This window comes from Pseudomonas sp. FW300-N1A1 (assembly GCF_058789115.1).
On record NZ_JBYTBK010000033.1, the window covers coordinates 12850 to 27554 of the forward strand.

General features: G+C 61.3%; 11 protein-coding genes and 1 pseudogene. 3 read left to right on the forward strand and 9 right to left on the reverse strand.

All coding sequences use genetic code 11. From position 1 onward, the window contains the following. The first annotated feature begins 250 nt into the window (after positions 1–250). Positions 251–2191 carry a BCCT family transporter gene (locus AC3WQN_RS19775; protein ID WP_256587319.1) on the forward strand — a complete coding sequence of 647 codons (1941 nt, stop codon included), beginning with the start codon at positions 251–253 and terminating at the stop codon, positions 2189–2191. Between the two features lie 254 nt (positions 2192–2445). Here AC3WQN_RS19775 and choV read toward each other — a convergent pair whose 3' ends face one another. The 3 genes from choV to AC3WQN_RS19790 all read right to left on the reverse strand — a co-directional run bounded on the left by choV (position 2446) and on the right by AC3WQN_RS19790 (position 5480). Next, positions 2446–3624 (reverse strand): choline ABC transporter ATP-binding protein, encoded by a 1179-nt coding sequence (gene choV / locus AC3WQN_RS19780; protein ID WP_095147483.1) that lies wholly within the window; start codon positions 3622–3624, stop codon positions 2446–2448. Beyond that, on the reverse strand, positions 3621–4466 hold the full coding sequence (gene choW, locus AC3WQN_RS19785; RefSeq protein ID WP_095147484.1) for a choline ABC transporter permease subunit: 846 nt from the start codon (positions 4464–4466) through the stop codon (positions 3621–3623). The genes choV and choW overlap by 4 nt, the downstream gene beginning before the upstream one ends. Before the next feature lie 66 nt (positions 4467–4532). After that, positions 4533–5480, reverse strand: coding sequence for a choline ABC transporter substrate-binding protein (locus AC3WQN_RS19790; RefSeq protein ID WP_103401076.1), 948 nt, complete (start codon positions 5478–5480; stop codon positions 4533–4535). Positions 5481–5915: 435 nt separating this feature from the next. Here AC3WQN_RS19790 and AC3WQN_RS19795 point away from each other — a divergent pair, with 435 nt between their 5' ends. Next, complete coding sequence (locus tag AC3WQN_RS19795; protein ID WP_095147486.1) at positions 5916–7292, forward strand: L-serine ammonia-lyase; 1377 nt, start codon at positions 5916–5918, stop codon at positions 7290–7292. A gap of 451 nt (positions 7293–7743) precedes the next feature. After that, positions 7744–8847 carry a choline metabolism transcriptional regulator GbdR gene (gene gbdR, locus AC3WQN_RS19800; protein WP_095081422.1) on the forward strand — a complete coding sequence of 368 codons (1104 nt, stop codon included), beginning with the start codon at positions 7744–7746 and terminating at the stop codon, positions 8845–8847. Positions 8848–9020: 173 nt separating this feature from the next. Here the strand turns inward: gbdR and AC3WQN_RS19805 are convergent, their stop codons facing one another. From AC3WQN_RS19805 to AC3WQN_RS19830, 6 genes and pseudogenes are all read right to left on the reverse strand, one after another. Continuing rightward, the gene (locus AC3WQN_RS19805; RefSeq protein WP_095147487.1) at positions 9021–9290 is read right to left on the reverse strand and encodes a hypothetical protein; all 270 of its coding nucleotides are present in this window, start codon (positions 9288–9290) and stop codon (positions 9021–9023) included. Between the two features lie 296 nt (positions 9291–9586). Next, positions 9587–10751 (reverse strand): annotated as a pseudogene (locus tag AC3WQN_RS19810) (gamma-butyrobetaine dioxygenase). 19 nt (positions 10752–10770) lie between these two features. Beyond that, positions 10771–11247, reverse strand: a complete 477-nt coding sequence (locus AC3WQN_RS19815; protein ID WP_103401077.1) for a thioesterase family protein — start codon at positions 11245–11247, stop codon at positions 10771–10773. A 180-nt stretch (positions 11248–11427) separates the two neighbouring features. Further along, a complete protein-coding gene (locus AC3WQN_RS19820; RefSeq protein WP_103401078.1) occupies positions 11428–12393 on the reverse strand; it encodes an L-carnitine dehydrogenase in 966 nt (321 codons plus the stop codon). Positions 12394–12534: 141 nt separating this feature from the next. Beyond that, positions 12535–13422, reverse strand: a complete 888-nt coding sequence (gene cdhC / locus AC3WQN_RS19825) for a 3-dehydrocarnitine:acetyl-CoA trimethylamine transferase CdhC (RefSeq protein ID WP_103401079.1) — start codon at positions 13420–13422, stop codon at positions 12535–12537. Positions 13423–13521: 99 nt separating this feature from the next. Beyond that, positions 13522–14466, reverse strand: a complete 945-nt coding sequence (locus AC3WQN_RS19830; protein WP_103401080.1) for a choline ABC transporter substrate-binding protein — start codon at positions 14464–14466, stop codon at positions 13522–13524. Positions 14467–14705 lie beyond the last annotated feature (239 nt).

Here is a 14705-nt window from a genome sequence, read left to right on the forward strand (position 1 = left end):
GACGCTTAGGGTCATGCGCGACGTCTTGTACGCGCGCGAGACCTTCGAGGTCGGTTTTCCATACATGTGCCGCGGTTTCGGGCTTTTTTCGGGGTGTCTTTATATCACCCGTCGGTCGGCTGCCAACTAACCGATTGGTCGGGTACTGCTTTGCCTTGTGTCCTTCTCTCGCACTGCCTGGAGCATCTGTGCAATGAGTTCTGCCTCTCTTATAAAGACCCCACCCGAGAAGGTGACGGTCAACGGTTGGGTGTTCTACACCTCCACCGCATTGATTCTGCTGCTGACCGCCATTCTCATTGCCGCGCCGCAAGAAGCCGGGAGAGTGCTGGGGGTTGCCCAGGCCTGGTTGTCGCGAAGCTTCGGCTGGTACTACATGGTGGTGATCGCCGCCTACCTGGTATTCGTCGTGGGCCTGGCGTTTTCGTCCTACGGCAAGCTCAAGCTGGGCAGCAAGGACGACACCCCGGACTTCAGCTATGGCGCCTGGGCCGGGATGCTGTTCTCGTCCGGTATCGGCATCTCGCTGCTGTACTTCGGTGCTTCCGAGCCTCTGGACCACTACTTCAACCCGCCAGAAGGCGTGGCCGGCAGCAACCTGGCGGCGCGTCAGGCGGTACAGCTGACCTTCCTGCACTGGGGCCTGCATGGTTGGGCGATCTATGCGCTGGTCGGCCTGGCGGTGGCGTACTTTGCCTATCGTCATAACCAGCCGCTGGCGTTGCGTTCGGCGTTGTATCCGCTGGTGGGCGAGCGCTGGGTCAAGGGCGCGGCCGGTCATGCGGTGGACGGCTTCGGCATGTTCGTGACCCTGCTGGGCCTGGTGACCAACCTGGGGATTGGCTCGCTGCAAGTGTCGTCGGGGCTTGAGAACCTGTTCGGCATGGAGCACAGCAACACCAACCTGCTGATCGTGATTATCGTCATGAGCACCGTGGCGACCATCGCGGCCGTGTCGGGCGTGGAAAACGGTATCCGCCGCCTGTCCAACCTGAACATTGTGCTGTTCAGCGGCTTGCTGATTTTCGTGCTGCTGTTCGGCCCGACCCTGCACCTGCTCAACGGCTTCGTGCAGAACATCGGTGACTACCTCAACGGCGTGGTGCTGAAGACCTTCGACCTGTATGTGTACGAGGCCGACAATGCCAAGTCCGAGCGCTGGCTGGGCCTGTGGACCCTGTTCTACTGGGCCTGGTGGATTTCCTGGGCCCCATTCGTGGGCATGTTCATCGCGCGTATTTCCCGTGGTCGTACCGTGCGTGAACTGGTCGCCGGCGTGCTGCTGATTCCGTTGGGCTTCACCCTGGCGTGGCTGTCGATCTTCGGTAACTCGGCCCTGGACCTGGTGATGAACCAGGGGGCGGTGGAGCTTGGCAAGACGGCGCTCGAGCAGCCGTCCATGGCGATCTACCAGTTGCTCGAGCATTACCCAGCGTCGAAAGTCGTGATCGGTGTGTCGATCTTTGTCGGTTTCGTACTGTTCCTGACCCCGGCCGACTCGGGCGCGGTGATGATGGCGAACCTGTCCTGCAAGGGCGGTAACGTCGACGAAGACGCCCCGCACTGGTTGCGGATCTTCTGGTCCGTGGTGATCACGCTGGTGACCATCGGCCTGTTGTTTGCCGGTAACTTCGAAGCCATGCAGACCATGGTGGTGCTGGCCGGCCTGCCGTTCTCGGTGGTGCTGGTGTTCTTTATGTTCGGTTTGCACAAGGCGATGCGCCAGGACGTGCAGATCGAACAGGAACAAGCCGAACTGGCGGCGCGTGGTCGTCGCGGCTTCAGTGAGCGTCTGACCGCGCTGGAACTGCAACCGACCCAGGCGATCGTGCAGCGCTTCATGGACAAGCACGTGAGCCCGGCGCTGGAAGATGCGGCGGTGCAACTGCGTACTCAGGGTCTGGATGTGCAGACGCTGCTGGGCAAAGCCAAGCGTTGCATGGGCGTGCGGATCGAGATGGAAGAGGGCAACCCGTTTGTCTACGAAGTGAGCCTGGACGGCTACCTGGCCGCGCCAAGCGAATCGCCGAGTCCGGATGAAACGCGTACGCGTTACTACCGCGCTGAGGTGTACCTGCACAACGGCAGCCAGGAATACGACTTGATGGGCTTCACTCAGGATCAGATCACCCGTGACGTGCTCGATCAGTTTGAAAGCCATCGGCAGCTCCTTGGCCGGGTTTACAGCTAAGACTTGAGGTGATGCGGTGCATCAGCTGCACCGCAGCACCATTGTGGCGAGGGAGTTTGCTCCCGCTGGGCTGCGAAGCGGCCCCAAAACCCGCGACCCGGTTCTTGCAGATAACCCGCGCTGTATGGATTTGCGGTTGCTACGCAACCGAGCGGGAGCAAGCTCCCTCGCCACAGTCGTCCGTGTTACAAGTCATGCATGTGCACTAACAAAAACGCCGCGATCTTCTCGCGGCGTTTTTGTGTCTGCTGCCTTTACCCCAGGTTCTTGCCGAGCAGCGCGTGGTACAGCTCGCTGTCGCCCAGAATCCCTACCACATGATTGTTGTCATGCAGCACCAGCTTGTTGCCGGTCTGATAACGAATCTGCAGCGCGTCGCGCATGCCGATGTTGGAGTCCACCAGGGTTGGGCGACGGCCCAGGCCTTCAACGGCTTGCCCCGGTGCCCAGTTCTGCAGGTCCAGGGCCGAGCCGTTCTGGCGCGCGCCCTTGATGGTGTTGCCTTCGGCCAGGTCCAGCCACGAGTCACCGCCCGGATCCAGGCACACGGAACCGTTGATGCGCTTGCAGTTGTCCAGGGTGCGCATCAGGCTGCGTCCGCACAAGACGTTCAGCGGGTTGGTGTGGGCGACGAAGGTCCGTACGTAGTCATCGGCCGGGTTGAGGACAATCTCTTCCGGCTTGCTGTACTGGATGATCCGGCCGTCTTTCATGATCGCGATGCGGCTGCCGAGTTTCAGGGCTTCATCCAGGTCGTGACTCACGAACACGATGGTCTTGCTCAGCTTGCGTTGCAGCTCCAGCAACTCGTCCTGCAGACCCTGGCGGATCAACGGGTCGAGGGCCGAGAAGGGTTCGTCCATCAGCAGGATATCGGCGTCCATCGCCAGCGCCCGGGCCAGGCCCACGCGTTGCTGCATGCCGCCGGAGAGTTCGTCGGGTTTCTTGTTGCGCCATTGGGTCAGGCCCACCAGCTCCAGCTTCTCGTCCACCAGTTTGCGCCGCTCCTTCTCGGGGCGGCCCTGCATCTCCAGGCCAAAGCTGATGTTCTCGCGCACGGTCAGCCAGGGCATCAGGGCGAATTTCTGGAACACCATGGCGATGCGCTTGGTGCGCATCATTTTCAGCTCTGCCGGGGTGCAGGAAGCGATATCGATCTGCCGGCCTTCATGCTCGACGAACAGCTTGCCACGGCTGACGGTGTTGAGGCCGTTGATGCAGCGCAGCAGGCTGGATTTGCCTGAGCCGGAGAGGCCCATCAGCACGCAGATTTCACCTTTCTCGATATCCAGGCTGGCCTTTTCAACGCCGACGATCAGCCCGGTCTTTTTCAGGATCTCGTTGCGGGTCATGCCCTGATCCAGCAGCTTGAGTGCCTCGCGTGGATCCTTGGAGAAGATAACGTCTACGTTTTCGAAGCGGATTATGCTCATGCGTCACCCCCTACTTTGGCGTCGGGTTGTTTGCAGATACGGTCGAGCATGATCGCCAGCAGTACGATCGCCAGGCCTGCTTCGAAGCCCAGGGCGATATCAGCGGTATTCAGTGCGTTGACCACGGGTTTGCCCAGGCCATCGGCACCCACCAGTGCCGCGATCACCACCATCGACAATGACAGCATGATGCACTGGGTAATACCGGCCGCGATGCTAGGCATGGCGTGGGGCAGTTCAATGCGCGAGAGCAGCTGACGGCGCGAGCAGCCAAAGGCCTTGCCGGCATCCATCAGTTCCTGCGGTACATCGCGAATGCCCAGGTAGGTCAGGCGGATGGGCGCGGCAATCGCGAACACCACCGTGGAGATCAGGCCCGGGACGACACCCAGACCAAACAGGGTCAGGGTAGGAATGAGGTACACGAACGTCGGTACGGTCTGCATCAGATCGAGTACGGGACGCATCATCGTGTAGAACATCGGTTTGTGCGCAGCGACGATGCCCAACGGCACGCCAATGAGCACGCAGACCAGGGTGGCGAACAGCACCTGGGCGAGGGTTTCCATGGTTTCCTGCCAGTAACCCAGATTGAGAATCAGCAGGAAGGACAGGACGACGAAGCCGGTCAGGCCCCATTTGCGTTGAATGAAGTGCGCCAGCAGTGCGATGAGCCCGATCAATGCCAGCGGGTTGAACCAGGTCAGCGCAAACGTCACGCCGTGAATCATCGTTTCCAGTGTCACGGCGATTGCGTCGAAGGTGTTGGCGCCGTGTTGCGTCAACCATTCAACGAAGCCCGCGATGTACTGGCCTAAAGGGATTTTCTGATCAATCAGCATGGTAGTGAACGTCCGCATGCAAGGAAATAAACAGCCCGGGCGAGCACGCTCGCCCGGCATCAACGATTACTGTGCGAGCTTGGCTTTCACGGCCTCCAGGCCTGGTTTACCGTCAATGGTGGTCACGCCAGCGAGCCAGGTATCGAGCACTTGTGGGTTCTGCTTCAGCCACGCTTTGGCAGCCGCGTCTGCTTTCATCTTGTCGTCCAGAACATTGCCCATGAGGGTGCTTTCCATGTCCAGGGTGAACGACAGGTTTTTCAGCAACTGCCCGACGTTGCTGCACTCCTGGCTGTAGCCTTTGCGAGTGTTGGTGTAGATGGTGGCCTGGCCATAGTTGGGGCCGAAGAACTCATCGCCCCCGGTCAGGTACTTCATCTTGAAACGGGTGTTCATCGGGTGCGGTTCCCAGCCCAGGAACACCACGTCGGTGCTACGGCGTGAGGCACGTTCAACCTGGGACAGCATGCCGGCCTCGCTGGACTCAACGACCTTGAAGCCGGCGTCCTTGAGGCCAAAGGCGTTCTTGTCGATCATGCTCTGGATCATGCGGTTGCCGTCGTTGCCAGGCTCGATACCGTAGATCTTGCCGTCGAGTTCTTTCTTGAACTTGGCGATGTCGGAGAAGTCCTTCAGACCTTTTTCGTACAGCGCTTCAGGGACCGCCAGGGTGTACTTGGCGTTTTCCAGGTTGGCGCGCACGGTTTCCACGGTGCCGGCATCACGGTATGGCTTGATGTCGTTTTCCATGGTCGGCATCCAGTTGCCGAGAAACACGTCCATGTTCTTGCCGTCAGCCAGCGACTTGTAGGTCACCGGCACGGAGATCATGGTGGTTTTGGCCTTGTAGCCCAGGGCCTCGAGGATGACGCTGGTGGTGGCGGTCGTCACGGTGATGTCGGTCCAGCCAACATCGGAGAAGTTTACGGTGCTGCATTGCGCCGGTTCTGCGGCTTGAGCCAGAACCGGCAGACTCAGCATGGCGGCCAACAACAACGACGGGGAACCTTTCATGGGTGGACTCCTTGGTGTTTTTTTGGCGGTGTTCCGACAGGACAGCCGCACTTATAAGTGTTGCGGTTGGTGGCGCTGAAGACAGCTCTGCCACGGCGCTTCGCAATCGAGTCGTAACTGATCATGTACCAGTGAAAATCTGACGCCTACAGGGCGCGTCGTATCCAGTACAGGGAGGGTCGCATCCAGTGTCAGTGAGGTCGTTTACAGCTTTATTCGGACCTTTTTAGTCCTCTGAGCCGCAAAAAAACGGCCGAAATGTGTCGTCTGCGGCCTGCGGCGTTAGTGGGCATGAGTGCGTCGGTGTGAGACGTCGCGTGACCTGACAAAAGCTTGATGATGCGGGCCTGTCAACGGATTGCTGCTTGAGCGTAGCAGCTCCGTCACCGGGTGCCTCGGCACCTGGAATCTGCTCACCGAGGAGTCTCGTACGTCATGGCTATCAGCGTTTTCGACCTGTTCAAAATCGGCATCGGCCCTTCCAGCTCGCACACCGTGGGGCCCATGCGCGCAGCGGCGTTGTTCGTCGAATCACTGCGTGAACAACAGCGGCTGGAACAGGTTCGGCGCGTCGAAGTGCAGCTGTTCGGCTCCTTGTCGGCCACCGGTATCGGCCACGGCAGCGACAACGCGGTGATCATGGGGTTGATGGGCGAGTGGCCGGACGCAATCGACCCGTCGCAAATCGGCATTCGCATCGACACCCTGCGCGAAACCGACACCTTGCTGCTGGACGGCCGTTTGCCGGTACCGTTCATTTGGGCGCGGGACATGCGCCTGATCGATGAAAACCTGCCCTTTCACCCCAATGCCATGACCCTGGTGGCCGAAGGCGACAGCGGCGAGTTGCACCGTGATACCTATTATTCCGTCGGTGGCGGTTTCGTCGTCGATGAGGCTCAGGCCTCAAGTGGTGTGGTGGACCTGGACAGCACGGTGCTGCCGTACGATTTCTCCAGTGCGGCGGAGTTGCTGGCGCTGTGCCGCACGCACAACCTGCGGGTTGCCGAGCTGATGATGGCGAACGAGCGGGTCTGGCGTTCTGAAGAGGAAATCCGCAGCGGCCTGATGAAGCTCTGGCGTGCGATGCAGGATTGCGTCGAGCAAGGTCTCAAGCACGAAGGCATCCTGCCGGGCGGGCTGAATGTGCGTCGGCGCGCGGCAAAACTGCACCGCAGCCTGCAGGAGCTGAACAAGCCCAACGTGATCGGCTCGACCTTGAGCGCGATGGAGTGGGTCAACCTGTTCGCGTTGGCCGTCAACGAAGAAAACGCGGCGGGCGGGCGCATGGTCACGGCACCCACCAACGGCGCGGCGGGGATTATCCCGGCGGTGCTGCATTACTTCATGAAGTTCAGCGAGGCGGTGACCGACGCCAATGTCGTCGACTACTTCCTCGGGGCGGCGGCGGTGGGCATTCTGTGTAAAAAGAACGCGTCGATTTCCGGTGCCGAAGTCGGCTGCCAGGGCGAGGTCGGTTCGGCCTGCGCGATGGCGGCGGCCGGGTTGGCGGAGATTCTCGGCGCCACGCCCGAGCAGTTGTGCAACGCGGCGGAAATCGGCCTGGAGCACAACCTTGGCCTGACCTGCGATCCGGTCGGCGGGCTGGTACAGGTGCCGTGCATCGAGCGCAATGCGATTGCGGCGGTGAAGGCGATCAATGCGGCACAAATGGCCTTGCGCGGTGACGGTCAGCATTTCATTTCACTGGACCGGGTGATCCGCACCATGCGTGATACGGGTGCCGATATGCACGACAAGTATAAAGAGACCTCGCGCGGCGGGTTGGCGGTCAGTGCGGTGGAGTGCTGAGGGGCGGATGAACCCCTGCCACGGAGAGAGCAGAACTGCGCGCTAAGTGCGCACTCATACAGCGACGCGCCACCTTTTGGCGCGTCGCAAACAGACAAGCCATTCCCGCAAGGTCAGGGATCCAAACCGAGCCTGACCGTCCGTCACTCGTGCCTGCGGTGACACTCTTTCTCGACGGGCCACAGCCCTGTTCCCACAAGTGCTACCGATCTGCTCACAGCCTGCTGGGCTGGGCACTCGCCAGCCTGATAACCCTGACTCGTCTTGTGTCTCAATTGACACATATAGACACACCGCGACGTCGTTTTCAGGAGTTATTGAATGCTCATTCAACTTTGGGCATGGCAATTGCTCTGTCATGACAAAGCCCCGTCTCACGGCACGAGAACGATGGCAATAAAAAGAGCCTCCGCCTGAGGCCATCATCTGCTTTGTGTGAGGAGATACCGCGATGACGTCGTTCAACTCCGGGGCTCAACCCCAGAACCGTGCGCCTCAATCCATCGGCTTTTTGCTGCTGGACAATTTCACGCTGATTTCCCTGGCCTCTGCCGTAGAACCCCTGCGCATGGCCAACCAATTGTCCGGACGCGAGCTGTATCGCTGGACGACCCTCACCGTTGATGGCGGCCAGGTCTGGGCCAGTGACGGACTGCAGATCACCCCCGACGCCTCCATGCACAAAGCCCCGGCCCTGGACACCATCATTGTGTGCGGTGGCATCGGCATTCAACGTACCGTGACCCGTGAACACGTGTCGTGGCTGCAAAGCCAGGCCCGCCAGTCGCGCCGCCTCGGGGCAGTCTGCACCGGCAGTTGGGCGCTGGCTTGCGCGGGGCTGCTGGACGGCTTCGATTGCAGTGTGCACTGGGAATGCCTGGCCGCGATGCAGGAAGCCTTCCCGCGTGTGGCCATGAGCACTCGCCTGTTCACCCTCGACCGTAACCGTTTCACCAGCTCCGGCGGCACCGCGCCACTGGACATGATGCTGCACCTGATCAGCCGTGATCACGGCCGTGAGCTGTCGGCGGCGATCTCGGAAATGTTTGTCTACGAGCGCATTCGTAACGAGCAGGATCACCAGCGTGTACCGCTCAAGCACATGCTGGGGACCAATCAGCCGAAGTTGCAGGAAATCGTCGCGCTGATGGAAGCCAACCTTGAAGAGCCGATCGACCTCGATGAGTTGGCGGTGTACGTCGCCGTGTCGCGTCGTCAGCTGGAGCGGCTGTTCCAGAAGTACCTGCATTGCTCGCCGTCGCGTTACTACCTCAAGCTGCGCCTGATTCGTGCCCGGCAATTGCTCAAGCAAACGCCGATGTCGATCATCGAAGTGGCCTCGGTGTGCGGTTTTGTTTCCACGCCGCACTTCTCCAAGTGCTACCGCGAATACTTCGGCATTCCACCGCGTGACGAGCGCGTGGGCTCCAACACCACCCAACAGGTGGCGATGATGCCGATCCCGCAGGCGATGGTATTGGCACCGTTGTCCGGGCCGATGTCGGCCTTGAGCCAGGCGCGCAACGAATCGACCTTTGCCAGCGTAAGGCTGTAGTCACCTTCGAGCGGGCTTTTGTGGCGAGGGAGCTTGCTCCCGCTCGACCGCGAAGCGGTCGCACATTGGACAAACGCGTTTCTACAGACCTGACGCGTTTGTCTTTTTGGGGCTGCTACGCAACCCAGCGGGAGCAAGCTCCCTCGCCACAGGAAAGCCGTCCGTCCTGGAAGTCAGGCCCGGCGGCTTTGGCTTTGCTGGTACTGCGCCAATGCCGGTAGCAGTTGCTTGTCGATGGCCTGGCGTACCACGGGCAAGATCATCGCGCTGCTGGTGTACATCTGCTTGACCATGGTCCGCAGGGTGTTGGCCCGCACATCGTCCAGGCCGCGTACCGCGCACTCGCAGGCCTGATCGGCTGTAGCGCCACTGGGCACTTCAAAACCCAGCGACTTGAGTTGGCCCAACAGGTCTTCCTGGTCGATCAAATCGGCGTGCATCATGACGCAATCCTTCTTTAAGGGAACGGTGTCTGCCTCGATTCTGGTGGGGGTATCGGGCGCGGGCAAGGGCGATTTGTCGCGATGGCCGCAATACCTATGAACAGGTCGTTTTCGGCTAACTCCACCGCTCGGCGACTGGGCACACTGGACTCAGCTCGCTACACGAAGGTTTGGTCACCCTCGCGCATCGGCTCCTCAACAGTACCCTCTGCCCCGATCCTGTCACGGCTTGATCGGGGCTTTTTTTACCTGGAAATCAGGAGGGGGTGAGGTGCCTGAACCGGCGCCATTGCGGTTTAGCGTTGCAACACCAGAATCCGCGACAACAATTCATCGCGATCGACGTAGCAACCCTGGAAATGTCGAGCGCCGCTGGTGGGGTCGAAGGCATTGCGGGCATGCAGGGTGCGACGGTTGTCGAAGCACCACATCTGGCCGGGATCCAGGCGCTGGACAAGGCGGAACCTGGCTTCGCGGGTCATCGCAATAAAGCGGCGATAAGCGCGATAGAGGCTGGGCATCTGCTCGGCCGAGGCATCGAACGGGCCGCGCAGAAAGTTCGCCATACGGATTTCCGACACCTGGCCCATTGCGTCCAGGGCAATGATCGGTGCCAGGCAGCGGTAGTCGCTGTGGCGGTCCTTGTTGCGAAACTCCACGGGGATCTCGCACAGCGCCTGGAAGGCTTCGGGGGTCTTCCTGGCGCAAGGCGGCGGAGATGGCAAAACCGTCGACAAAAATGCTCTCGCCGCCGTCGGCGTCGTTGACCAGGCAATGCAGGAACTGCAGCCCCGGCTGCAACTCCCGTGTCGGCAGGTCGCTGTGCAGCGGCAGGTTGAAGGCGGTGTAGGCATTGCTGTCGGCATCGGCCCTGGATTGCACGTTGAACAGCACGCCGAAATTGCTCTCGCGGATAAACGAAATCCGCTTGGCGATCCGGGTCAGTGAGCCGGGTTCGGTGGGCATGCCACGTACCTGGGTCAGGCCGGTATCGCGCAACGCCAACAACCATTGCAACAGGGCTTGCGGATCATCCATCACGGCCTGGTACTCGAACACCGGCAACTGCAACTGGCTGTTCCACAATTGGCGTTTGGGTTGGCCGGCGCGGCGCTCGGCACGGGAGTCGTCGTCATAGGCGTGGGCCCGCAACCAGCCGGGGTCGAAGTGACTGACGTGGCCGTCCTGCCAGTCGATCCGCAGGCAGCCCTCGGAGTCCACCCGGGTGATGACGGGAACCAGGTCTTCAGGGACGTCGATGATTTCCAGCACTTGCTCGCGAGTCACGCTGTAGACGCACTCGGCGCAGGGGCAGTTATCGCGTAACCAGGGGTGATGAAAGGGGCTGGTCCGGCCATCGGCCCACTTCACCAATATGCGATCCGCCAAGGGGTGGACGGCGGTCAACGGGCTGATCATCGGGTAACGGCGAAAGTCGGCTACGGCGGCGCGGGTGTTCATGGACGCTCCTTGTGCGGTGTTATTTTTCCGGTGGCAGTGCAATGACCCGGCCGATGTAAGTCGGTGTGGGCAGGTCCGATTGCAGGGCGGTCAGGGCCGTCAGCTTGTTGGCGACCTGCTCGCTGAACGGTGCTGAACGGGGGCCGGCAAGGTCGACGTGCAACAGCATCTGCTCGTTGCCCGCCAGCTCCAGTGGGTCGTCCATCCGGTGCAGGCTGTGGTAGAGGTGCAGGCGCTTGCGGTCGTGGCCGATGATCCGGGTGTGCACTTCAACCTCGGTGCCGAGCTTCACTTCGTGCAGGTAGTTGAGGTGCAGTTCCAGGGTGAACAACGAGTTGCCCGTGGCTTCGCGGTGGTTGCTGTCCATGCCCAGCTGATCCATCAGCGCGTCGGTGGCGTAGCTGAAAATCAGCAGGTAAAAGGCATCGCGCAGATGGCCGTTGTAATCGACCCAGTCGGGGATGATGGTGGTTTGGTAGGTGGTGAGGGTGGGCATGGTGGAACTCCACAGGTTTTCGCGGGTGTACACAGGTGTGGCGAGGGAGCTTGCTCCCGCTCGGCCGCGAAGCGGTCGTTAAACCAGTGAATGCGGTTTTTCTGTGAGTACGCAGACACAGAGTTTGGGACTGCTGCGCAGTCCAGCGGGAGCAAGCTCCCTCGCCACAGGTTTCGGGGTTTATTCGCTGAACGCCATCCCGTGTTTGGCCTTGGTGGTCTTCACCGCGTCCAGTACTGCCAACAGGCAGTCATCACGATAGCGCTCCAGCGCCGAAATGCTGTGTTTGCCCAACTGATCGCCGGTGCCATCGACCACATCATCGATCAGCTTATCGGTCAGTTCCGGTGCCGGCAGGTAGGTCCACGGCAGTTGCAAGGCCGGGCCGAACTGAGCCATGAAGTGACGCATGCCGGCATCGCCTCCGGCCAGGGTGTAGGTCAGGAAGGTGCCCATGAACGACCAGCGCAGCCCGGCGCCAAAACGAATGGCATCGTCGATTTCACCGGTGGTTGCCACGCCGTCGTTGACCAGGTGCAACGCTTCGCGCCACAGCGCCTCAAGCAGGCGGTCGGCAATGAATCCCGGTACTTCCTTGCGCACATGCAGCGGGCGCATGCCCAAGGACTCGTAGACCTTTATTGCGGCCTGGATGGCTTCAGGTGCAGTGTTCTTGCCACCGACCACTTCCACCAGGGGCAGCAGGTACACCGGGTTGAACGGGTGGCCGACCACGCAGCGCTCAGGGTGGGTCGAGCTCTCGTAGAACTCGCTGGGCAGCAGGCCCGAGGTGCTGGAGCCAATCAGGGCATCGGGCTTGGCCGCCGCGCTGATCTTGGCGTGCAGTTCGAGTTTCAGCTCAAGGCGTTCCGGGGCGCTTTCCTGGATGAAATCGGCGTCCCGCACACACTCTTCGATGGTCGCCACAAAGCGCAGCCGATCCTGTGATGCGCCGGGTGCCAGGCCCTGTTTCTCAAGGGCGCCCCAGGCATTGGCGACGCGTTTGCGCAACGCGGCCTCGGCACCGGGCGCCGGGTCCCAGGCCACCACATCCAGGCCATGGGCGAGGGCGCGGGACACCCAGCCGCTGCCGATAACACCACTGCCCAGTGCAGCGAAGGTTTTGATTTCGGTGATAAAGCTCATGGCGATTTCCTGAAAGATACCGGTGATCCCTGTGGGAGCGGGCTTGCCCGCGAAAGCGGTGGATCACCACTGAAGAGGCTTTGGATGCACCGGCCTCTTCGCGGGCAAGCCCGCTCCCACAGGTGTTAGAAGTAGGTGGGCTTAACCGCGCTGGACCAGGCCCATTTTCTTGCGGCCTTCGGCCGGGGTCAGCACACGGGCGCCGAGGCGGCTGAGGATTTCGCTGGCGCGTTCGACCAGTTGGCCGTTGGTCGCCAGTACGCCCTTGTCCAGCCAGAGGTTGTCTTCCAGCCCGACCCGGACGTTGCCGCCCAGCAGTACCGCTTGGGCGGCCATCGGCATTTGCATGCGACCGATGCCGAAGCCGGCCCACACCGCATTGGCGGGCAGGTTGTCGACCATGGCCTTCATGGTGGTGGTGTCGGCCGGCGCGCCCCACGGGATGCCCAGGCACAGCTGGAACAGCGGGTCGTCGAGCAGGCCTTCCTTGATCATTTGCTTGGCGAACCACAGGTGACCGGTGTCGAAGATTTCCAGCTCGGCCTTCACCCCCAGTTCTTGTATGCGTTTGGCGCCGGCACGCAACTGGGCCGGGGTGGAGACGTAAATGGTGTCGCCGTCGCCGAAGTTCAGGGTGCCGCAGTCCAGAGTGCAGATTTCCGGCAGCAATGCCTCGACGTGGGCCAGGCGGGTCAGCGGGCCGACCAGATCGGTGTTCGGGCCGAACTCCATCGGATTCTCGCCGGCCCCGATCTCCAGGTCACCGCCCATGCCGGCGGTGAGGTTGACGATGATGTCGACGTCCGCTTCGCGAATCCGCTCCATCAACTCGCGGTACAGCGCCACGTCACGGCTGAATTTACCGGTTTGCGGGTCACGTACATGGCAATGGACCACGGTGGCCCCGGCTTTAGCGGCCTCTACTGCGGCAGCAGCGATCTGTTTTGGAGTGATCGGCACGTGCGGGCTCTTGGCGGTCGTGTCGCCAGCACCGGTGAGTGCGCAGGTGATGATGACGTCATGGTTCATGGTGGGATTTCCTTCAGGCCGGTTTTTCCGGGCGTAATGGGGGCGTAGTGATCCCGTTCGCAGCCGTCGGCGGCTGCGAAGCGCTGGTTCGTGTCGGTGTTACTGGTGAGTCAGTTGCAGGTTCGCGGCAGCCGGTTTGCCGTCGAAGGTGGTCACGCCTTCGAGCCAGCGTTGCTGGTCCTGCGGGTGATCCTTGAGCCACTGGCGGGCTGACTCGAAGGCGTCCTTGTGGTCGAGCAGCGGTTGCATCATCCGGCTCTCGTCTTCGGCGGTGAAGGTCAGGTTGCTCAGCAGGCGGCCGACGTTCGGGCACTGCTCGGCGTATTTTGGTGCGGTGACGGTCCAGACCGTGGCCATGCCTTCGTTCGGGCCGAGGGCGTCCTGGCTGCCGGTGAGGTAGGTCATCTGTACGTTGACGTTCATCGGGTGCGGCGCCCAGCCGAAGAACACCACGGCTTCCTTGCGCCGTACGGCGCGATCCACCGCCGCGAGCATGCCGGCTTCACTGGATTCGACCAGCTGGAATTTGCCCAGGCCGAACTGGTTCTTGGCGATCATCGCCTTGATCTGGGTGTTGGCCCCGGAGCCGGGCTCGATGCCGTAGATCTTGCCGCCCAGTTCCTTTTCGAACTTGGCAATGTCGGCGAAGGTCTTCAGGCCCTTGTCGGCCAGGTAGGTCGGCACGGCCAGGGTGGCGCGGGCGTCCTTGAGGCTCGGGGCTTCAAGGACTTTGACCTGGTTGGCGTCGACGAACGGGGTAATGGTCTGGGTCATCAGCGGGTTCCAGTAGCCCAGGAACAGGTCCAGGCGTTGGTCGCGGATGCCGGCGAAGATGATTTGCTGGGAGGCGCTGGTTTGTTTGGTCTTGTAGCCGAGGCCATCGAGCAGCACTTGCGTCATGGCGCTGGTGGCGATCACGTCGGTCCAGTTCACCACGCCCATGCGCACGTTCTGGCACGCGGCAGGGTCGGCAGCCATGGCGCCGGAACTCAAGAAAGCGGTACCACTGAGTGCAAGCACACAGCTGCTGATCAGTCGTTTCATGGTGGGATCCTCGGCAGGTCGTTATTGTCGGATCCGGCATCTGTATCCGGTCTTGGAAATACGCTCACATTTTGGCGAGTGACTGTTGTCCTCAGGCAAGGCGCCGCGACGAGTCATAGCCTGCTATGACGAGGAGTGGCAACGCAGCGTGAGGGCAACAGACGCCGCCAAAATTGAGCAGCTATTTTCATGACCGGATACCCCTGTGCCGGTGATGTCACGTTACGCAGCTCAACATC